This window comes from Bartonella gliris (assembly GCF_045277155.1).
Taxonomy (GTDB): domain Bacteria; phylum Pseudomonadota; class Alphaproteobacteria; order Rhizobiales; family Rhizobiaceae; genus Bartonella; species Bartonella gliris.
In genome coordinates this window covers 844,796-866,261 of sequence record NZ_CP123962.1, presented here as the reverse complement: position 1 = coordinate 866,261, position 21,466 = coordinate 844,796, and the positions used below count along the sequence as shown (strand labels likewise).

The 21,466-nt window shown below is 37.6% G+C and carries 18 protein-coding genes; 12 read left to right on the top strand and 6 right to left on the bottom strand.

Translation table 11 applies throughout. The features are described 5' to 3' along the window. Window positions 1-81 precede the first annotated feature (81 nt). On the bottom strand, window positions 82-225 hold the full coding sequence (locus QHG54_RS03910) for a hypothetical protein (RefSeq protein ID WP_006922970.1): 144 nt from the start codon (window positions 223-225) through the stop codon (window positions 82-84). 235 nt (window positions 226-460) lie between these two features. On the opposite strand from QHG54_RS03910, the gene QHG54_RS03905 reads away from it, so the two are divergent. Both QHG54_RS03905 and QHG54_RS03900 read left to right on the top strand, forming a co-directional pair. After that, window positions 461-1,204: a 16S rRNA (uracil(1498)-N(3))-methyltransferase gene (locus QHG54_RS03905; protein ID WP_406604486.1), complete on the top strand. Its 744-nt coding sequence runs from the start codon at window positions 461-463 to the stop codon at window positions 1,202-1,204. 68 nt (window positions 1,205-1,272) lie between these two features. Then, entirely contained in the window at window positions 1,273-2,646 is a 1,374-nt protein-coding gene (locus QHG54_RS03900) for a glutamate--cysteine ligase (protein WP_406604485.1), read from the top strand. 692 nt (window positions 2,647-3,338) lie between these two features. Here the strand turns inward: QHG54_RS03900 and QHG54_RS03895 are convergent. Further along, window positions 3,339-4,049: a hypothetical protein gene (locus tag QHG54_RS03895; protein WP_317992874.1), complete on the bottom strand. Its 711-nt coding sequence runs from the start codon at window positions 4,047-4,049 to the stop codon at window positions 3,339-3,341. Window positions 4,050-4,245: 196 nt separating this feature from the next. Here QHG54_RS03895 and QHG54_RS03890 point away from each other — a divergent pair, with 196 nt between their 5' ends. Together QHG54_RS03890 and QHG54_RS03885 are read left to right on the top strand one after the other, a co-directional pair. Continuing rightward, the gene (locus tag QHG54_RS03890) at window positions 4,246-4,401 is read left to right on the top strand and encodes a hypothetical protein (RefSeq protein WP_406604484.1); all 156 of its coding nucleotides are present in this window, start codon (window positions 4,246-4,248) and stop codon (window positions 4,399-4,401) included. A gap of 390 nt (window positions 4,402-4,791) precedes the next feature. Then, a complete protein-coding gene (locus QHG54_RS03885; RefSeq protein ID WP_406604483.1) occupies window positions 4,792-6,147 on the top strand; it encodes an L-cystine transporter in 1,356 nt (451 codons plus the stop codon). Between the two features lie 27 nt (window positions 6,148-6,174). On the opposite strand, the gene QHG54_RS03880 is transcribed toward QHG54_RS03885, so the two are convergent. Continuing rightward, window positions 6,175-7,047 carry a methyltransferase domain-containing protein gene (locus tag QHG54_RS03880; protein ID WP_406604482.1) on the bottom strand — a complete coding sequence of 291 codons (873 nt, stop codon included), beginning with the start codon at window positions 7,045-7,047 and terminating at the stop codon, window positions 6,175-6,177. Window positions 7,048-7,237: 190 nt separating this feature from the next. On the opposite strand from QHG54_RS03880, the gene QHG54_RS03875 reads away from it, so the two are divergent. Then, a complete protein-coding gene (locus tag QHG54_RS03875) occupies window positions 7,238-8,023 on the top strand; it encodes a ComF family protein (RefSeq protein WP_317994019.1) in 786 nt (261 codons plus the stop codon). A gap of 51 nt (window positions 8,024-8,074) precedes the next feature. Then, window positions 8,075-8,338, top strand: a complete 264-nt coding sequence (gene grxC / locus QHG54_RS03870; protein WP_317992878.1) for a glutaredoxin 3 — start codon at window positions 8,075-8,077, stop codon at window positions 8,336-8,338. 13 nt (window positions 8,339-8,351) lie between these two features. Here the strand turns inward: grxC and ubiG are convergent, their stop codons facing one another. Continuing rightward, window positions 8,352-9,098 carry a bifunctional 2-polyprenyl-6-hydroxyphenol methylase/3-demethylubiquinol 3-O-methyltransferase UbiG gene (gene ubiG, locus QHG54_RS03865; protein WP_317992879.1) on the bottom strand — a complete coding sequence of 249 codons (747 nt, stop codon included), beginning with the start codon at window positions 9,096-9,098 and terminating at the stop codon, window positions 8,352-8,354. A gap of 194 nt (window positions 9,099-9,292) precedes the next feature. On the opposite strand from ubiG, the gene QHG54_RS03860 reads away from it, so the two are divergent. Next, window positions 9,293-10,549 carry an aspartate kinase gene (locus QHG54_RS03860; RefSeq protein WP_317992880.1) on the top strand — a complete coding sequence of 419 codons (1,257 nt, stop codon included), beginning with the start codon at window positions 9,293-9,295 and terminating at the stop codon, window positions 10,547-10,549. A gap of 974 nt (window positions 10,550-11,523) precedes the next feature. Here the strand turns inward: QHG54_RS03860 and nhaA are convergent. Together nhaA and QHG54_RS03850 are read right to left on the bottom strand one after the other, a co-directional pair. After that, window positions 11,524-12,894, bottom strand: coding sequence for a Na+/H+ antiporter NhaA (gene nhaA / locus QHG54_RS03855; protein ID WP_406604481.1), 1,371 nt, complete (start codon window positions 12,892-12,894; stop codon window positions 11,524-11,526). A 154-nt stretch (window positions 12,895-13,048) separates the two neighbouring features. Then, window positions 13,049-14,740, bottom strand: coding sequence for a hypothetical protein (locus QHG54_RS03850; protein ID WP_406604480.1), 1,692 nt, complete (start codon window positions 14,738-14,740; stop codon window positions 13,049-13,051). Window positions 14,741-15,138: 398 nt separating this feature from the next. Here QHG54_RS03850 and QHG54_RS03845 point away from each other — a divergent pair, with 398 nt between their 5' ends. From QHG54_RS03845 to QHG54_RS03825, 5 genes are all read left to right on the top strand, one after another. Continuing rightward, window positions 15,139-16,908 carry an SLC13 family permease gene (locus QHG54_RS03845; protein ID WP_317992883.1) on the top strand — a complete coding sequence of 590 codons (1,770 nt, stop codon included), beginning with the start codon at window positions 15,139-15,141 and terminating at the stop codon, window positions 16,906-16,908. A gap of 592 nt (window positions 16,909-17,500) precedes the next feature. After that, entirely contained in the window at window positions 17,501-18,172 is a 672-nt protein-coding gene (locus tag QHG54_RS03840; protein WP_406604479.1) for a tetratricopeptide repeat protein, read from the top strand. Between the two features lie 4 nt (window positions 18,173-18,176). Next, on the top strand, window positions 18,177-19,604 hold the full coding sequence (gene der, locus QHG54_RS03835) for a ribosome biogenesis GTPase Der (RefSeq protein WP_317992885.1): 1,428 nt from the start codon (window positions 18,177-18,179) through the stop codon (window positions 19,602-19,604). Window positions 19,605-20,251: 647 nt separating this feature from the next. Continuing rightward, window positions 20,252-20,686, top strand: coding sequence for an AtpZ/AtpI family protein (locus QHG54_RS03830; protein WP_317992886.1), 435 nt, complete (start codon window positions 20,252-20,254; stop codon window positions 20,684-20,686). Window positions 20,687-20,693: 7 nt separating this feature from the next. Further along, window positions 20,694-21,452, top strand: coding sequence for a F0F1 ATP synthase subunit A (locus tag QHG54_RS03825; RefSeq protein ID WP_317992887.1), 759 nt, complete (start codon window positions 20,694-20,696; stop codon window positions 21,450-21,452). The last annotated feature ends 14 nt before the right edge of the window (window positions 21,453-21,466 follow it).

The window sequence follows — 21,466 nt, the reverse complement described above, 5'->3', positions numbered from 1 at the left end:
ATTGTTGGTGAGAATCTTAGAAAATTACTAAAAAATATTATGTTGATAGATATAAAAATTTGAAAAATATGTAGTTTATACTTATTGGATTTGAGAGGAGATTCCATAGCCATCTTCAGCGATGGTATGTTTTCCGTCTGCTCCAACGGAGCCAATTCCTACAGTAATCAGAATAAAAGCTAGAAGGGTAGTAATAGTAATAACTGTAGCTTTTTTTGCAGACATATTTTCCTCCAATCATGCAATAAATCACAAAGCGCAATGATGAATGATCTGTTATTATCAGTTTGCATAAGAGCAGAATCACTTAAGCATCTTATTTGTTCCAAGCATTATCTCATAAAGCTAAAAAAATTCTATAGTCCTTTATAGATGATAGTTCTATAGATATAATTTTTTCTTTTTGTTATATGTTTTCCCTCATTTTCTGATGAGTATAGTTAGTTCTGGCACAATTTTTATGCGCATAAATTATAAACTTAAAAGATTATTCATTCGACAGCCACTTGCTTTGAATAAAGAAATAAAGATAGAGGATTCGCAAGCTTTTTATCTTGTCCATGTTTTGCGCATGCAAGAAGGAGCTGAAATTTTACTTTTTAATGGACAGGATGGTGAGTGGCTTGCTAAACTCACCACGGTTGGGAAAAAATTTGTTGTGGTTCAGCTTACCCATCAAGAAAGATTGCAAACGGCGCATACGGATCTTATTTACTGTTTTGCTCCGCTCAAAAATGCGCGTTTGGATTATATGGTGCAAAAAGCTGTAGAAATGGGGGTATCAGTTTTGCAGCCTGTCATAACACATCACACGCAGGTTACCCGTATCAATATGGCGCGTATGGAGGCTAATGTTATTGAGGCTTCTGAACAGTGTGGCATTTTATCTCTGCCTGAATGTGTACCTGCTGTGTCGTTAGCAGAGCTTTTAGAACATTGGGATGAGACACGACCTTTGTTCTTTTGTGATGAAGCACACAAATTGCATAATCCATTGCCTTTTTTTAAAAAGCATGAAATTAGGGGATTGGGTGTCCTCATTGGACCAGAAGGTGGATTTAGTGAAGAAGAGCGGAGCTTTTTAAAAAAACATCCTTTTGTAATTCCTATATCATTAGGTCCGCGTATTTTGCGTGCTGACACTGCAGCTGTTGCTGCTTTGGCCCTTCTTAATGCCAGCATAGGAGATTGGTCAATTGATTGAGAAGTCTGTGAAATCATTCTAAATGGTTCATTTAAAATGATGGAACAAATGATAGGATAAAATAAGTTATGGCGCTTGATATAACTGATGAAAGTGAAATTTATAACTTAGATTCCTTGGTTAGCTATTTCCAAGGGGGGTGTAAAGCAGAAAATGATTGGCGTATTGGTACAGAACATGAAAAATTTCCATTTTATAGAGATGGTTTCCGTCCTGTTCCCTATGATGGCACGAAAGGAATCCGTGCCCTTCTAGAGAGAATGCAAGAAGCTTTAGGATGGAAGCCCATTTTAGATGAAGGGAATATTATTGGGCTCGTAGGATCAGTTGGTCAAGGTGCTATTTCTTTGGAACCTGGAGGGCAGTTTGAATTATCTGGTGCACCGCTACAAACAATTGGTCATACTTATCGCGAGGTAATGGAGCATTTAACTCTTCTCAAGAAAATTTCAGAGCCATTGGGTATTGGTTTTCTCGGTATGGGTGCTAGCCCAAAGTGGACGTTAGCTGAAACTCCAAGGATGCCCAAGTCACGTTATCAAATTATGACCGATTATATGCCGAAAGTTGGCAAAAGTGGTCTTGATATGATGTATCGAACATCAACAGTTCAGGTTAATCTTGATTTTTCATCTGAAACTGATATGCGGAGGAAAATGCAAGTATCAATGAAATTGCAGTCCATTGCAACAGCATTGTTTGCCAGTTCACCTTTTACTGAAGGGCGTCCAAATGGCTTTTTATCTTGGCGTTCTGAAATTTGGTGCGATACGGATAATCAGAGATCTGGAGTTCTCCCCTTTATATTTTCTGAGCATTTTGGCTTTTTGGATTACGTTGAATGGGCTCTTGATGTGCCAATGTATTTTATTGTCCGCGATGGTCATTATCATGATTGTACACATGTAACATTTCGCCAATTTATGAATGGGGCTTTAAAAGAGCAGGTTGTAAATTCAACACCAAATATAGGAGATTGGATTAATCATTTATCGACTTTGTTTCCCGAAGTACGCTTAAAACGATTTTTAGAAATGAGAGGCGCTGATGGGGGGTCTTTGCAGCGTATCTGTGCATTGTCTGCTTTTTGGGTTGGTCTTCTTTATGATGGTGAGGCGTTAAATGAGGCAGAGGCATTAACAAAAGATTGGTGTTTTGAAGAAGTTTTAGAGTTGCGCAAACGTGTTCCAAAAGAAGGTCTAAAAACACCTTTTCGTCAGACCATAATTTTAGAATTAGCACGTCAAGTTGTTGCGATTTCGCGCAAAGGTTTAGAAAATCGTCGGAAGTATAATGTTGATGGGTGTGATGAGACAAATTTTCTCAATCCCTTAGAAGAAATGATTGTTATGGGGCAGACAGATGCTGATAAACTTTTATCCCATTATCATTCTATTTGGGGAAAGGCTGTTGAACCAGTTTTTTTAGAATACGCTTATTAGGATTTTGAAGCAAGAAAAACGCTTTGCACTTCTAGAAAAGTGTGTGTCATTGTGTTGTTTATTCACGGACTATCTTAAAAAGAGACATTGCATCTTCCAGTGCCATTCATGAAGGTTATAATGCAAGGTTTACAAGGCATTGTCATCTTTACTTATACAAGCAACAGATCAGTATTATCTTAATAATTAGCGCAATCTAAGGTTGTATTTTTCTCTTGCATTAAGACGGATTCATTAAAGAGGTATATTTAGCCCTTTTTAAAACGTTTTTTATCTCCACAACTGATCCCGCTTGTGATCTACAAGCAAACGATTATTTTGATTCACTTTAAGACGCGTATTAAATGAGAGAAGCTGACAGTATTTAGTACATTTATTCAAGTGGAAAAACGGAGAATTACCTTTATAAATCAAGGCGCTGTGCTAATAAAGAAATTTTTTGAAAATACGCTTTCAACATTAACGCTTATTCTGTTACTTATTTTATTATTTGTATTTGCCTTATAATTTTCTTTTTGTATCAATACATCTTATTTTATAGGCTATGGATATATATGATGTCCTGTTATTTGCAATAAGAATACAAGAGTTAGATCTTTGTGCTGATAAGGTAAAAAGCACTTCTTTTTTTGGCTAAAGACATCTATTACGCTGCTCCGATTTTCTAAAATGGTAATATCTTATTGGTGATATTATCTCTCTTTTCGCGTCATAATACGGTATACCTGTACAGCAAGAGCGCAAACAGTAGCTGTATTTTTAAAACGAGTTATAGAATTCTGTGTTATCATTTTCTCTATACCCCTAATCTGCTCTTCTCGACTAATGCCAGTTGGAGAATCTAGAAACTTTTGTGCGTACTCAAACATCGGATCATGCAAGTCTCTATCACGTTTCGCTAGAAAGAAAATTCCTTCTAAGTTATTCCAATCAGCATCGGATTTGATTGCATTAGCTTGAAAAGCTTTAAGTTTCCTTTTTAAGTTGTTAGATACTAGCGTTGTTTCTTTTGTATTCTCTTGCCACAAATCAGCAAAGCGTCCACAAAAAACAAGCATTATATGATAATGCTTTAGAATATCAAATTCTGGAGGATCAGTTCGCAACTCTATTAAATATCTCCAAAACTGTCCCTTATCATATTCTGTAGGTATGACAGGCTTTATCTCTTTCTTGAACACTTCTATATATTCTTTTGCTATTTCCACCTTTTCACGATATTCTAAATCTTTATAGTTTTTATTTATATTTGTTTGATAAAGTTTATTGTACTGATTAAGATTGTTCGTCTTAGTGCATGCAAACAATATTAATACAGAAGATAAAGCTATAAATATTATAATACGCATTATAGAAAATTTAGCTTCTTTTTTAACAAACAGGCGAATTTTAAATACAACCATTCCTACGATTGATGACGCTTAATCGAGCTACATTGATTATATGCTATGTGTTGTTTATGTTGATAATTTGTTCCAAATTATATTTAATGATACGTACAGCACGTATCGTATTGCGTCTCAATATGATGTTATGAATCCAAAAATCTTCGTGTTTGTATTTAGAAGGAATATTTTATAACACTAGAGATCACAACAGATGTTTCAAATAACAGAAAAGAGGCTTCCATCAAAAACTAGGAAAGAAAGTGTAGAAGCTATTTCCAACAAACTGACACATACTTTAAAAGAGGTGGTGATGAAAGCTGCTAAAAATGTCGATAATAAAATTGGTGAAGATGGTTTGATATCGTAGTGTTAAGAAAAATAAGCCATGGAATTGTGTGGAAGTTTGTTTATCATTATTAAAGGGCTTATCATTTTACGGAGAAGGAAGAATAATAATACTATTCATGTGATAAGATGTATTGAAATTACTCTTTTAGCCTTGAGCATGTAATAAGCGTTGTCAATATTTTTTCCTATTGAAAAAAATTATGGATAATAGGAAAGTGAGCTTGTTTGATTTTTTATCGCCTTTAAAGAACTATTCATAGATAAAAAATTCTCTTCTAGCCTATAAATTAAAAAATAATGATTTTATAAAAGCGTTGCAAGCTTTATATTTCGTTTTCAGATACAGCGCATTCATTTTGAGCTATGCGTTGTTTTTTACTATCAAGCACAACGATAATAGGCATAAACAATGACATTTAATTTTTTTATAAATTTATTTCTATTTGTTATTTTTTTGTTATGGCTTGCTCAAAGTAAGAAAATGCAATGGAGTCTTTCTTTGCGTGTTATGCTAGGACTTATTCTTGGCTTGATTTTTGGAACTGTTTTGCAGGTTATTTATGGGGGAGGGGACGCCACTCTGTTGAAATCTGTCGAATGGTTTAATATTGTTGGTGATGGTTATATTTCATTATTGCAAATGATTGTTATGCCATTGGTATTTATCTCTATCGTTTCAGCAGTTGCTCATTTGCATTCTGTTTATGCTGTTGGCAAAATTAGTGTAATGGTAATTTCAATATTACTTTTTACAACAGCTATTTCAGCATTAGTTGGCGTTTTGGTCGTTAACTTTTTTGGATTAACAGTGAACGGTTTGGTACATGAAGGGCAAAATGTGTCTGCTATTCTTGAAACGCGTGTTTCTCAACTTGGAGATATGAGTGTACCAAAGATGATTTTATCCTTTATTCCTAAAAATCCATTTGCTGAGTTAAGTGGAGCCAAGCGTACATCAATTATCGGTGTTGTTATCTTTTCGGCATTTTTAGGGGCTGCGGTTACTCTTTTAAAGAAGGATGATTCAGATCAAGGGGAAAAAGCGCTTTTATTTATTCAGGTTGCACAAGCTTGGATTATGCGGTTAGTACGTATTGTGATTGCTTTGACGCCTTATGGTATTTTTGCACTTATGACTAAGGTAGGAGCGACTTCAAATGTTGCAGATATTTTAAAATTGCTGGTTTTTGTCATTGCTTCTTATATTGGTATTATCCTTATGTTTGGAGTTCATGGTGTATTGCTTGGTATCTCGGGGATTAATCCCTTCCGTTTTTTCAAAAAGGTCTTACCGGTTTTAACATTTGCTTTTAGTAGTCGTTCAAGTGCTGCAAGTATTCCTTTAAATATTGAGGCACAAACGCAGTGGATCGGTGTACCACAATCAATTGCAAGTTTTGCAGCCTCTTTTGGGGCAACAATCGGACAAAATGGTTGTGCAGGGCTTTATCCAGCGATGCTTGCAACCATGATAGCTCCATCAGTGGGTATTAATCCTCTCGATCCTACTTGGATTGCTACCCTTGTTGGTGTCGTAACATTGAGTTCTATTGGTGTTGCTGGTGTTGGTGGTGGTGCTATTTTTGCTGCATTGATTGTGTTACCAATTATGGGGCTTCCTGTTTCTTTGGTTGCTGTACTCATTTCTATTGAACCTCTCATTGATATGGGACGTACAGCCCTAAACGTAAGTGATTCAATGGTGGCTGGAACTATAACCAGTCAGATGTTGCGTACAGCGGATAAAAGTGTTTTTGAAAAATAATTTTCAAAGTGAAAACTATAGTTTCTTCTATGGTTTTACTAAAACCTTTGCAAGAGATATTTGGGCTGAGCCCGGCTGTAGAGGCTTTTGTTGACTTTGATGAGGGGCCCAACCCGAGAGCCAGATGAAAGAAAAATGTGCGCGAATACGGCCATCGGGATCACTAAACCGTTTTGCATAGATTTCAGCAGCACGAAGGAAAAAACGCTTCGATACGGGGCGTCGTGAGCGATTGATGAGTGCATTTTGCATCCCCATAGCTTTAAGATCATGCATAAGATCAAACATTGTATTGTAGCGTATAGTAATCTCTTCAACATCTGCTACGGGTAAGGCAAAACCAATACGGTGTAAAAGAGCCCCAGCATCACGAATATCCGCAAAAGGATAAACTCTTGGACTAACTCCACCATAAATTTCAGTTTCAGCTTGCAGCAGGCTTTCTCGCAATTCTCTTAACGTACCAGCTCCCACCATAACAGCAAGAAATAAGCCATCTGGTTTAAGGATATTTTTTATTTGACTAAGAACACCAGGGGTATCATTGGTCAATTGCAATGAAAGTAGTGAAACGATAAGGTCACAATAATGTTGAGGAAAATCAAGGAATTCTCGATGACGTAAATGAAATTTTTTGTCATGACTTTGATAGAGTATGTCGGTTTCGACGCGTTCTATGGAGTGGACTTTTCCAGATTTCATTAAAACTTGCGCGGCAAGATCTGTATGGCTGTGTAAATCTAGAGCTAATGTAAAGCGACGATCAACAGTACTGAGACGTTTATAGAGATCCTCAGCCATAGAGGACAATAAGAAATCATATCCCTCTTTTGCTTTTTGGAAAGCACGTTTGCGGAATTGTTCAATACGGGCATGATCAAAAATTAAAGAGTATGACATGTTGTTAAGATCTTTTGCTCTATGATTCAAACTATATTTTGTAAAGGTTCATTTTTGCGCAAGCTCTGTCAAGTTTATGATGTGAAAGAAAAACAAATTTATAAAAAGTAAGAGTTTTTAAAGGAATTAAATTTAAAAAATACAAAAGAAACTTTGTTGTGTAGGGAAGCTATAAAAGCCTAAATTGATGATGTTATGCTTTCGAGAAATGGCTTTAAGTGGCGGAGATATATTCAGTAAGTTTGTTGAACGCTTGCTAACAGTTTTGTATCCACCGATTTGCCCTGGATGTAAGCAAAGAGTTTCTGCTTATGGTACGATTTGCTCTGAGTGTTGGAAAGGTCTTCAATTTATCACGAAACCTTATTGCCCTGTTATGGGGATTCCTTTTGTTTGTGATATGGGGGATGGTTTTCTCAGTGGTGAAGCACTTCAAAATTCTGCTCCTTTTTCGCGTGTTCGTTCCGCTATTGTTCATAAAGGGGTGGCGCAAGCTTTGGTAACGCGATTGAAATATGGTGATCATGTAGAACTGGCATCTTTTATGGCCAATTGGATGGTATTTGCTGGGCGCGAGATTATTGATGATTGTGATGTCATTATCTCCATTCCTTTGCATTTTCGTCGTTTTTTTAGGCGACGTTATAATCAATCTGCTGAGCTTGCTCGCTATATTGCAGTAACACAGAAAAAAAATTTTAAACCAGGCTGGCTTGTGCGTTGTCGACATACACGTCCACAGGTTAGTCTCTCTGCTAGGGAACGAAAACTTAATGTGCTGAATGCTTTTGAGGTGCCGCGCAAAGTTAAAAAATATCTAAAGGGACGTTCTATTCTGTTAATTGATGATGTTTTCACCACAGGTGCAACAGTTACAGCGGCGGCTGCAACATTAAAACGCGCAGGTGCACGACAGGTTGATGTTTTAACATTTTCGCGTGCTCTAGAAGAAGTCTCTGTTTTTCCTAATTATTGAGAGGGACTTAGAGCTAATAATACTATTTAAAAAAGATTGGAAAATAATATTATGAAAGAGATAATACTTTATACACGCCCTAACTGCCCTTATTGTACAAAAGCGCGTGATTTGCTTGATAAAAAAGGTGTAAAATATACAGATATTGATGCATCAACTTCACTTCGCCAAGAAATGGTGCAGCGAGCGAACGGGCGTAATACATTTCCGCAAATTTTTATAGGTGATTATCATGTCGGCGGTTGCGATGATCTTTACGCATTAGATGCTGCGGGGAAGCTTAATTCGTTGCTGGAAGACATGAAAGAGCTGTAGGTTATGGTATGTTCTATGAAGGTCGTTTTGCGAGAAGCATATAGTTAACGTCCATGTCTTTTGAGCGATTCCAGCTGTCGTTTAAGGGATTATAAGTAATGCCTATCTCATCAATGACGGTTAGGGCGTTTTTTGATAAGAGATCTTTAAGTTCTTGAGGTTTTAGGAATTTTTTATAATCATGCGTTCCTTTAGGAAGCCAACGTAAAACGTATTCAGCACCTATAATAGCTAATCCCCATGCTTTCCATGTGCGGTTGAGTGTTGAGACAAACATCAGCCCTTTTGGTTTGAGCATTTTTGCTGTGGCTGCTATGAAGAGATTGACATCAGCAACATGTTCAACAACTTCCATATTGAGGATGATATCAAATTTCTCTCCTTCATTGGCTAGCATTTCTGCAGTAGTCGTACGGTAATCAATTGAAAGTCCGCTTTGGGTTGCATGGATTTTTGCGACTTCAATATTCGTTTGCGCAGCGTCAGCTCCTATAACCGTAGCGCCAAGACGTGCCATTGGTTCGCATAATAAACCTCCCCCACAGCCAATATCGAGAATTTTCAAATTTTCGAAGGGCATAAGTGAAACAGGATCACGATTAAATTCTAAACAGATTTTCTCTCTAATATAAGAAAGGCGTGTTGGATTAAATTGATGAAGTGGTCGAAATTTCCCTTGTGGATTCCACCACTCAGCTGCAATACGCGAAAAGTGATCAATTTCACTCTGATCAATTGTGGTGCGCGTTTCATTTATCATATCGCTCTCCTTTTATTTTTTAATAATCAAGTCAGACGTTTTTTTCTGAAGTCAAGAGTAAATTAATGTGAATATGCTAGACTTGCATAAATAATAGATATTGGGTATGTCGGAAGATAATTGGTTGATATAGTGGCGAAGCCTTATTTTCATTGCCATTTAAGATAAGAAACATAAAGGTGAGAGTATTATTGATGGCGCGGATTGTCATGAAATTTGGCGGAACATCTGTAGCAGATATTCAACGTATTCATAATGTTGCACGGCATGTCAAAAGAGAAGTGGATGCAGGCAATGAGGTTGCGGTTGTTGTATCAGCAATGGCGGGGAAAACCAATGAACTTGTTCAATGGGCGTGTGAGGCTTCTCCAATGCATGGAGATGCTTACGAATATGATGTGGTGGTTGCTTCTGGTGAGCAAGTAACGGCGGGTTTATTAGCCCTTACACTGCAAGCGATGGGAGTAAATGCTCGTTCATGGCTAGGTTGGCAAATTCCTATTCATACTGATAGTGCACATAGCAGTGCACGTATTACAGATATTGATGGATCTTTTTTAATACAGCGTTTTCAGGAAGGTCAGGTAGCAGTTATTGCTGGTTTTCAGGGGTTAGCACCAGATAATCGGATTTCTACTTTGGGGCGTGGTGGATCAGATACAAGTGCTGTTGCAATAGCGGCAGCTATACAGGCTGATCGTTGTGATATTTATACAGATGTGGATGGTGTTTATACAACTGATCCACGCGTAGAACCTAAAGCACGCCGTTTACCCAAAGTGGCTTTTGAAGAAATGCTTGAAATGGCTTCTCTTGGGGCGAAGGTTTTACAGGTTCGTTCTGTTGAACTGGCTATGGTTCATAAAGTTCGTACCTTCGTGCGCTCAAGTTTTGAGGATCCCAATGCTTTAGGCATGGGAGATCCAATGAATTTTCCTGGAACACTTATTTGCGATGAGGATGAAATCGTGGAACAACAGACTGTTACTGGTATTGCTTTTGCTAAAGATGAAGCGCAAATTTCACTTCGTCGACTTGCAGATCGCCCAGGGATCTCCGCAGCAATTTTTGGACCCTTGGCTGAAGAGCGGATTAATGTCGATATGATTGTGCAAAATATTTCTGAAGATGGCTCAAAAACTGATATGACTTTTACTGTACCATCAGCAGATGTAGATAAAGCCGTTGCGCTTCTTGAGAAAAATCGTAAAGAGATAGGGTTTGACGTTATTCAATTTGAAAGCGATCTCGCCAAGGTGTCTGTTATTGGTATTGGAATGCGCAGCCATGCCGGTGTTGCGGCTACAGCATTTAAGGCTCTGTCTGAAAAAGGTATTAATATTCAGGCAATTACGACTTCAGAGATTAAGATTTCTATTTTGATTGATAGCGCTTACACTGAACTTGCTGTTAGAACCTTACATGCTGTTTATGGACTTGATAAGGGATAAGCATTTTTTAGCGCTAAAGGAATTCGAAATAACATAACATATTCATGTGTAGGAGCGTGGAAAACTCCCTATAAGCGCGTTTAGTAAGAGAGGGGAAGTGCGTCTTGTTTGGGCTCTTGTTCAAGAGAGAGATATTACGTGAGGAGAGCTTCGTGGATGCAGAGGTTAATATGAGAGCGCTTACAAAGTTTGGTTGCATCAGATTATTCATACAATTACGCAAAATATAATTTATGAAATATTTTCTATTGATACTTTTCTTTTCCTAAATATTCATTGGGAACCTTATGTCTATCGCGTGGGGGCATCCTATTCTTTTCGAGGGTGAATAAACATCTAGAGTGAGGATTTTCTCAGCGATTGCTAATAACGGAATACTGTCAATTTAGGGAATACGAAAAGAGCTTTCTTTTTCTTTGGCATATCGGATTGGAAAGGATTTAATTTACCTGCTCTTATAGTCCTTGGATATAGGTCTATTTATATCAAGCACAATAAAAAAGCGCCTTATTATTCTCATAAAGCAAACGATAATGCACTTTTCTATACTCACCTTTTAAAAAGGCGGTTTGGCTAATTTGTTACATTGTAAGTGTATCATAATTATAAAAACAAACAAGGAAAAAGCACTCTAACATATTTTGTCGCTTTCAGCGATGGATAAATAGAAAAACTGCATTCCTTTTTTGAAGTCTATTCAACTTTACCGTAAAGCTGCGTGAAAGAGATTTATTACAATAATGTATGATTTGCATAAATAATATGTCTTCATCTGATTTCATCATTGAGAGCCTGACCGGTTAATGTAGATAAACGGTATATAGAGGATAATTGACAAACAGGAGATATGGGATAAATTATCCATCACCATTTTTTTACCAAGGTTGTAGCTGGCAGTTTCCAGTGCTTCAATTTTCATCATCCCTATAATTAGGCAAACTGCAGTTTTTATAACAAAGTGGATTTCATTTGGTTCATTGAGAATTATGAGGCACTTTTTTATTGCGTTTATTACGCTTGATATAAATGAGCCCATACCCAAGTCCTAAAAGAGCAGATAAACCAGAACCACAAAGAACACCAATTTTTGCAGAATCAAGCAAAATCATGTCTTTAAAAGCAAGCATTGAAACGAAGATAGACATTGTAAAACCAATTCCTGCTAAAAATCCAATCAGCAAAATGCCTGTCCATGTTATATGAGGAGGCAAGCGGCATAGTCCTGATTTTACAGCTAGATAACTAGCAGTGATAATACCAAAAGGTTTACCGATAAACAGACCAATGACAACACCGAGAACAACCAAGAATGATTTGTCAGAAGAAAGGTCAAAATTTGCAAAACCAACACCAGCATTTGCAAAAGCAAAAATTGGCATCACAACATACGCAACCCATGGATGCAATGCTTTCTGAACACGTGTTACTGGTGCAATCATATCACGTTGTCCTTTGCGCATTTTTTTCAATGCAGTTGAGATATGATGCAGGTCTGTTTTTACATTTTTTTCTTGAAGGATTTGCATTGCGTTGCTCAATATTGTAAGCGGAGCTACAAGGGTGCGAGTAGGAAAAACCGGAGTCATCATACCTAGAATCACGCCAGCCAGTGATGGGTGAACACCCGTTATCATTAAACCCCACCAGATGATTGCACCAGGTAGAGTATAAAGCCATGCCGATGCGAGTCCAATCCATTGAAAAAATAACACCAAAGCAATACCTGCTCCTGCAATGGCTAAACCACTAGGATCAATGTTTGTTGAGTAGAAGAAAGCAATGATAAGAACAGCGATAATGTCATCAATAATCGCTAATGATAAGAGAATGACATGAAGGTTAGCAGGAATTTTTTTTCCAAGAAGAGCAAGAATGCCTAGCGCAAAGGCAATATCTGTTGCTGTTGGCACAGCCCAACCATGAGTCTCTCCACCATTTAAGTTAAAGCTAAGATAAATAATTGCGGGGAGACAAACTCCACCTATTGCTGCAATAATTGGCAAAATTGCTTGTTTAAAATCAGCAAGAGCGCCTTCATGAATTTCTCGCCGAATTTCCATTCCAGCTACGAGAAAAAAAACAGTCATGAGAGCATCGTTCACCCAGAAATGCAAATCCCATGAGAGAGTAAAATGGCCAAAGTTAAAACCAAGAGGGGTATGCCAGAAAGACTCATAGAGAGAAGCATACTTAGAGTTTGCAAAAATGAGTGCGGCAGCAGCAGCTAATAAAAGAACAATACCACTGAGAGCCTCAATATGGAGAAAACGCTCAAGAGCAGAGAACGCTCGATTTGTAACAAGAGAAGCGCGATTTGGCAAACGATTTGAGGATAAGGCAGACATAAACAACTCCAAGTATCAACAGTTCTGCTAATATAGATCTTTTGCGTAGATTGTTATGCATGTGACTGCATTTTATCATACAAAAGAAGAAACAGGAATAAAGCTCTTACATCTTAAGGGCAAGATCATTACTTTTAAAATTTGAACATGTTTTTTAGGGAGATGATTCATTTTTGATAGTTAGATTTACTTTATTCAGAGCAGTGGACAAATCATTTTGAAGTGCGGTTTCGAGATCAGCCATTGTAAGACCTTTGTTGTCTTTTGCAGTTATTTTAATGATCAATGTTTGTGGATTTTTAGCAAAGTCGCCAAAGGACTTTGAAATATTTTCAGTTTTTTCATTATCTTTTAGCAATATTTTTGGGGTTTGCGTCATCATAAGATAGAAATCGTTATAAAGTTCTTCTTTTAGATTATGTTGACTGTCATTAAGATTTTGTGCGAGATAAGAAAAAAGCTTATCAATGAATCCAGCATCCGTATAACGTACGTTGATTTCGCTTATACTAAAGTCTTGAGAAGCAGCGATCATTGCCTCTTTTTGTCCAGAGAATAGTTTTGTATCAACATCCATAGCTTTAGCAGATATTTCTCCAGAACCAATGTTTTTTATGTTGAAAGACATTGGATTAAGAAGGAGGGTACGCTTTTTCTCATCATAAGAGATATCAAGTTTCCCTGAAAGATCAAGGCGTTCAAAGTCCATGTTTTTGAGCAAAGCTAAGTCTTTTTCTTCCATTTTTTGGGGTATAATCGAAAGGCTATCAAGAGAGAGCAGAAGTTTTTTTGGTATAGGCTGCTCCCATTGTTTTGGCTTGAATTGGAATGACTTAAGCGTTGCCTTTAACTGTGGTATATCAATGGTGGCGTTATCAATTTTGGCATCGGCTGAGGTAATGGCGAGCAGGGTGTTTAGGAGAATACTATTTCGTGCGGCTTTTTCAGCTTCTTGGTTATTTTCTTTTCTTGCGTTAAGATAAGCTTTGACCAATTTCTCAGGTGTTTGGTTGAGTGGTTTCATTTTTAGACCAGATGTTTTAAACTTACCAAGAAAGAAAGAAGCATTTTTCTCTTTTTCTTGGAAAACATCGACCATTACATTATCCAGAGAAATAGGACCGATAACGCTTTTTACTTGGTTGAGAGCATTGCTTTTTCCCGAAATAAGAGAATGAGCGTAGTTGATGTCAATATCATGTACTTCTATTGCATCACTTTTGGTAATAATATGCGTCTGTTTATCACTGTTTGGAGCTGTCATTTTAAGGTTCATGTTTTTGAAGCCAACAGAACCAATATGACCATTTTTAAAGCCAGAAAGATGAAAGTCCTTTATTTCAATTTTTTCGATTAGTTTGTTCTCATTTTCTGCAGAAAGCAGTATATCCGGCGCAATAATTGAGGAAAGTTCAAGACGCATAATTGATTGCAAAAGGTGTGATGCGACGGTGGTATCCTTTTTTTTAAAGTATACACTGTTAAGAGAAATTTTGGGAATTTTTATGTGAATATTATTACGCCTTAAGTCAACATTATAAAGGGTGAAAGCGCCAGGAATAAAGGAAATAGGAGGACGGGCTGAAATAGCACCAATTTTAAGTTTTATGTCGGCAGGGACTGGAAAAGTGACATTTGTCAAGTTGACTTTGCCTATGATGCTGACTTCAGCTCTTAGTGCTTTTATAGAACGACGGGCTATTTCTTGTTTTACAAAATTGTCAAGATAGGGTTTTACCATATAAAAAACGCCGACAATTATAATTGTCAGAATAACAACAAATCCAATAATACATGTCAGCCAGTATTTTATATTTGCTCGGTACCCACTATTAAAATTGACCATTATTCTTCTTTCATTGTTATCATTCTATGTGACGCTTTTATCACTTTATGCGAAAATGTAGACAAATTTCTTTAAACAACGATAAAGGCTCAACTATAGTATGCACCAGTTCAACAGTTATCTATTTTTATCTTCTTTTACGTGTAGAGTCATTCTAATTTTTTTTGCAATACGCTTTTGTCAATTGCCCCCAATTTTCTTTGGCTTCAACATTTTATGGAAAAGCACTTATTACAAAAAGGAAAGTATGTACTGGTCATAATTTTTTACCACATTAAATCACTCTCAAAGTGACCTCATGTCTGCTTTTATCTTGCCGCTGTTTATAGGAACAGTTAAAACACAAAACAGAAGATATAGTTTCGTTCATTGTAATTTAATGGGGAGAGATGGGAATCATGACAGAAAATCAAATAATGGCTTTTTCTATCATTGGTCTCATGATGGTCGTTTTTATTTGGGATCGATTCCGTTATGATCTTGTCGCTATTTGTACATTATTGATTGCTTGCACCGTTGGCCTTGTCAGCCCGAAGGAAGCATTTAGCGGTTTTAGTAATGATATTGTTATTATTGTGGGGAGCGTATTTGTTGTTAGTGCGGCTGTATCGCGTTCTGGAATAATGGAATTTATTATTCAACGGATATGGCCAGAAGTGAAATCAGTGCGCCTTCAATTGGCTTTTTTGGTCATTTCTGTGGTGTTTTTATCAATGTTTGTTAAAAACATTGGCGCTTTGGCTATTATGCTTCCGATTGCTTTTCAATTTGCTCGTCGTTCTCAGATTTCACCCTCTGTCTTTTTAATGCCAATGGCATTTGGTTCTTTGTTGGGCGGTCTTATGACTCAGATAGGGACCTCTCCCAATGTCGTTATTTCAGCTATGCAAGAACGTTTAACGGGTACTCCTTTTACCATGTTTGATTTTACACCGGTTGGTGCAGCAGTTGCTACTGCTGGTGTCTTATATTTGGTCTTTTTTTCTTGGCGTTTACCTGTGCGTGTACGTTCAGGTGTCTCGTTTGATGATGCTATTGATATTCGTAATTATGTTTCGGAAGTGCATATTCCAACAAATTCACCGATTGTAGGAAAAACCATTGTTGATCTCGTTAAGCCGTCAGGCGGTGATGTCATGGTTGTTCAAATCATCAGAAATGAAGTCTCTATTTCGCCACTTCCAGATTTTGTTTTGTCTGAAAACGATATTGTTTTACTGGAAGGCTCACATACAGGGCTAGATAGTGTGATGAGTGCTGCTCGTTTAGAGTTTTCTACTAATCGAACTATTTCCACGGGTGATAAGGACAGCGACATTGATATTGTTGAAGCAGTTATCACACATAATTCGCCTCTTATTGGAATCAGTGCGAAACAGTTTTCGCTCTTTGATCGTTATGATGTGAATTTGCTTGCGTTAAGTCGTCAGCATGAAAGGGTGCGGGGAAGACTTGGTGATATTATTTTCCATCTTGGAGATGTGATCGTTTTGCAGGGGCAGGATATGGTTATTCCAACTTTGTTACGGGAACTGAAATGTTTGCCTTTAGCAAAACGTAATATTGTGTTTGGCAATTTACGACATGGGCTCACATCTTTAGCTATCCTTTTTATAGCGATCATTTTTACGGCTTTTCAGATCGTTCCAGTCGCATTTTCTTTCTTTTCTGCTGCTGCTGCAATGGTTATCTTTCGGGTTTTGCCAGCGCGTGACTTGTATCAGGCATTAGATGGACAAATATTAGTATTATTAGCAGCTCTTATTCCAGTGAGTGAAGCACTAGAGAAGACAGGGTGTACGGATCTCATAGGTCAGTGGCTTAGTCAATTAGCGGTATTTTTTCCACCATCTGGTGCGTTAGCACTTATGTTGATTACAGCTATGTTGGTAACGCCATTTTTGAATAACGCAGCAACCGTGATGATGGTAGCACCAATTGCGTCAAGTTTTGCTCATTCTCTTCATTATAAGCCTGAAGCTTTTTTGATGGCTGTTGCAATTGGTGCGGGGTGTGAGTTTCTCACCCCTATTGGACATCAAAGTAATATGCTTGTGATGGCGCCAGGAGGATATCGTTTTAGTGATTATCCACGCTTTGGTGCTCCGTTGGCGGTATTAATAGTAATTGTTGCAGTTCCAATGCTGATGTGGATTTGGCCATTGTAATAGAACATTTGGGAATCTCTAAGTATTATTATACAGGTTGTTAATCGGATGAAGGTAGGTTGAAGAGATTACTTTGTGCAAAGAATTTTGTTTGGAATTTAGATTTGTATCAAGTTCTATTATGAGTTTTAGCATTTCTTTATATGCAGCTATTTCTAATCGTGGAAATTTAGCCATATCTTTTTTAAAAAGCTTTTTAATGAATTGGCTTTCCAATGTAATTTCACAATTAACGATTTTGAAAAGTGCAATGCAACGGTTGCTTTTAAGTTTTTAAAAGGGTGTTTCCGTACATATATAATAGAGGGGTTAGGGATACGCTATCGAGATTATAGGCAAGAATGCAGGGTAGACATTAAGGCAGTGATATAACTTTTCTATTTTTATGAAATAAAGATATGTAAAGGCTATAATGTGGACCAAAAGGTAGTAATATTGTTTTGGGTGATGTATTTGAAAAAATCCAATTGGATGACATTGATTTGAAACTCATAGACTGGCAAATTTAAGATTTTGACTTAAATGAGGGCTACCATCTTTGTTCATTTATGCGTAAAAGCAAAGAAAGTAATTTTTTTCAAGGTATGATTACATGTCGTATGATAGTTTTATTGCTGAAGTGAATGCAGAGTTTCGTCAGGAAAAGGCTCTTGCTTTTTGGAGACGTTACGGTTTTTCAGTTATTGTTGCAGCCGTTGTTTTTGTGCTGGTGATAGCTACTTATCAAATTTACCATTATCATCAAATGAAGAAAGCCAGCCATATTGGTGATGCATTCGTAAAAGTCCTTAATTTTGCGGAGACACATCATTTTGATGAAGCAATGAAGCAATTGGAAAATATTAAAGCTTCTAACTTTGGAGGGTATCCTTTTCTTGCTCGTTTGCGTGAAGCTTCTTTACTTATGGAACGAGGTGATTCTATTAAATCAGTAGAGGTTTTTGACTCTGTCGCGGATGATGAAAAAGCACCGCAAATTTTGCGCAAAGTTGCAAAAATTCGGGCGGCTTATATTTTGGTTGATACAGGGACCTTGGATGATGTGAAAAAGCGCGTCAAAGATATGGCAAGTGATGTTGACCCTATGCGTATGTCTGCAAGAGAGGCTTTGGGCTTAGCTGCTTATAAAGCGAATAAAATAGATGATGCGGTTTATTATTTTAGGAAGATTTCTGAAGAAGGTGTTCTGGGATCAAAAATAGCAGATAGGGCACGAATTATGCTTGAGCTTATGCAAGCTGAGGGCAAGGCAAATAAGGAATAAATTGATGAGCCTTACCATTGCTATAGTTGGTCGCCCCAATGTTGGGAAGTCAACGCTCTTTAATCGTTTGGTTGGGCAAAAATTGGCTTTAGTTGATGATAAGCCAGGTGTGACACGCGATCGGCGTATTCATGCGGCGAAACTTCATGATCTGCGTTTTGATGTGGTTGATACAGCTGGATTGGAAGAAGCGGGTGATCATACACTCGAAGGCCGTATGCGTTCTCACACAAAAGTTGCTATTGATGAGGCTGATCTTATTTTATTCATGTTTGATGCAAAAAGTGGGATAACACCGAGTGATTTAAATTTTGCTTCATTGGTTCGCAAGTCGGGAAAACCTATTGTGCTTGTTGCTAATAAGTCTGAGTCAAAAGCGGCATCAGGGGGAGAGTATGAAGCGTGGTCATTAGGTTTTGGTGAGCCCTGTCCAATATCTGCTGAACATGGTTTGGGTCTTTCAAATCTTCGTGATGCAATTGTGGATTCTCTTGGTAAAGAGAGAGCTTTTGAAAGCAAGAACGAAGAAAAACATGTTGCTATACAGCTGTCATCTATTGATGATTATGTGAATGATTGCGATGAAGAGGATTCTGTTTATGATGAAAGCAAACCTCTTCGGATTGCAATTGCTGGTCGCCCAAACACAGGAAAATCAACCCTTATTAATAGGATGTTGGGGCAAGAGCGTTTGTTAACAGGACCTGAAGCGGGGCTTACACGTGATTCTATTTCTGTGGATTGGGAATGGCATGGTCGTCATATTAAACTTTTTGATACTGCAGGATTGCGCCGAAAATCAAAAATTCAAGAAAAATTAGAAAAACTCTCTGTTGCAGATACTCTGCGAGCAATCCGTTTTGCGGAAGTGGTGGTAATCGTTTTTGATGCAACGGCACCTTTTGAAAAGCAGGATTTACAAATTGCTGATCTTGTGATTCGTGAAGGGCGTGTTCCACTTATTGCTTTCAATAAGTGGGATCTTGTTGAAAATAGCCAAGTAACATTGGTTGATTTGTATGAGAAATGTGCTCGCCTTCTTCCTCAAGTTCGTGGTTTGAGAGCTGTTCCTTTATCGGGTCAATATGGCCAAGGGATCGATAAACTGATGGAAAATGTCATGATGATGCATCGTGTGTGGAATCGCCGTATTTCCACTGGCAAACTCAACCGATGGCTTGAAACTGTCGTTGCACATCATCCACCGCCTGCAATTTCTGGCCGCCGACTGAAGGTTAAATATATAACACAGGTTAAGACACGTCCTCCTGGATTTGTGATTTCTTGCTCGCGGCCAAAGGTAATGCCCCAATCATATTTGCGTTACCTTTCTAATGGATTGCGCGATACATTTGATATGTTAGGTATACCAATTCGCATATCATTACGAGCTTCTGAAAACCCTTTTGCAGCGCGTTCCAAAAAGAAATAAGCTTTCTCTATTTTTTTAAGTTCATGAAAGCTGCGTTGAAAAGCGAGTTGAAAAAAATAAGCATTTTCATGAATTATTGAGTTTTAATATCGAAAATTAATTGATCATCTTCAAAGATAATGACCGTCTCTTCAATAAAAAGAAAAAAACCATTTCTTTTTTGCCAAAAGAATCTTTTTATCATTTTGCTATCGGCCAGTAAGAATTATTGCTGGGCAGAAATGCCGTTTATACAGAATGAAGAACGGAAATATTTACAAAGCTATCCATTTCAAGCACAGGAAGAAGTGCATGGGTCAAAAGATGAACAAATCTTAATGCTAACTTTCACTTGCTAACGATGGATAGAATGTACGACAATTGTTCTATTTTAGGAGATATTTATTCAATATGTTTCTAGAGTTGTTACATGAGGATGAGTATGGTTTTATTTTAAGATGAGGGAGCAACGTATTATCATGCAGATGAGGGTGATTGTTTGAAGCTGCATGAATTGCTGGAGTTCATAAAATTGAAGGATACATTATTTATGCGATAAATTGTGATAGATTGCTTTTAGTGGCTTGACGAACAAATTTGAGAACAATATGTTACTCGACGGTCTTGTGAGATGCATTTTGACTTTGCTTTTGATTAAGGAGCCAATTATGGCGAAGGGCAACGAACCCGTTGTACCAGAAAAGGAAGCTGAAGAGAAAAGGCAAGAAGACAGTTTTCATTCAGAGGATTTGGAATGTCGTAGTCAGAATTTAGGTTTAGCTTTAATGCGCAAGGAAGCATTAAAGAAGCGGAAGTACAAGAATGAGGAAGAAGAGCCACAAGGGACGATAGCCCGTGCGATTAAGCTTTCCAGTGAGTTTTTGGCAAGTATCATTGTGGGTGTTGTTTTAGGATTGGGTTTTGACAAGCTAGTAGGTTCATTGCCATGGGGGTTAGTGTTTTTTCTTTTTCTTGGATTTGCTGCGGGTATATTGAGTATTCTTCGGTCTGTGGGGTACATTGCTCCCAGTCAATTAGGGCAAAAAGGTGCATTGCGCCAAGATAAACAAGATAAAGGGGCCGATAAGAGGCCCGATAAATGAGGTTTAAGTGACATCGCACGCTCCAGATCCTATCCACCAATTTGAGATTTCACGGCTGATTAATATTTCTATAGGAAATATGGATTTGTCGTTTACAAATGTATCATTTTTTATAGTGGCTACTGTTGTTGTAACTTCAGTCTTTCTTTTCATTTCATCATCAAGTCGTGGGTTAGTTCCGACAAGGATGCAATCTCTTTCGGAAATGGCGTATGAATTTGTAGCATCGACTTTGCGAGAATCATCTGGTGTGCAGGGAATGCAATTTTTCCCTTTAGTTTTTTCCCTCTTTACTTTTATTTTAGTTGCGAATTTTATTGGTCTTTTTCCCTATTTCTATACGATTACCTCTCAGATTATGATCACGTTTTCACTTGCAATGTTGGTGATTTTGACGGTGATTGGCTATGGTTTTTATAAGCATGGGATCGGTTTTTTGAAACTATTCGTTCCCAGTGGTGTGCCTGTTGTGATTTTGCCTCTGGTTACGATGATTGAGGTTATTTCTTTTTTCTCTCGTCCTATTAGTCTTTCACTTCGTCTTTTTGCTAATATGCTTGCCGGTCATATTACCCTCAAAGTATTTTCTGGTTTCATTGTTTCAATGATTGGAGTAGGTATTATGGGTGTTGGTGGTTCAATTTTACCGCTTATCATGACCGTAGCGATTACTGCTCTTGAATTTTTGGTTGCATTTCTTCAGGCTTACGTGTTTACAGTTTTAACTTGTATGTATCTTAATGATGCGGTCCATCCAGGACATTAATAAAATTGGCGGTT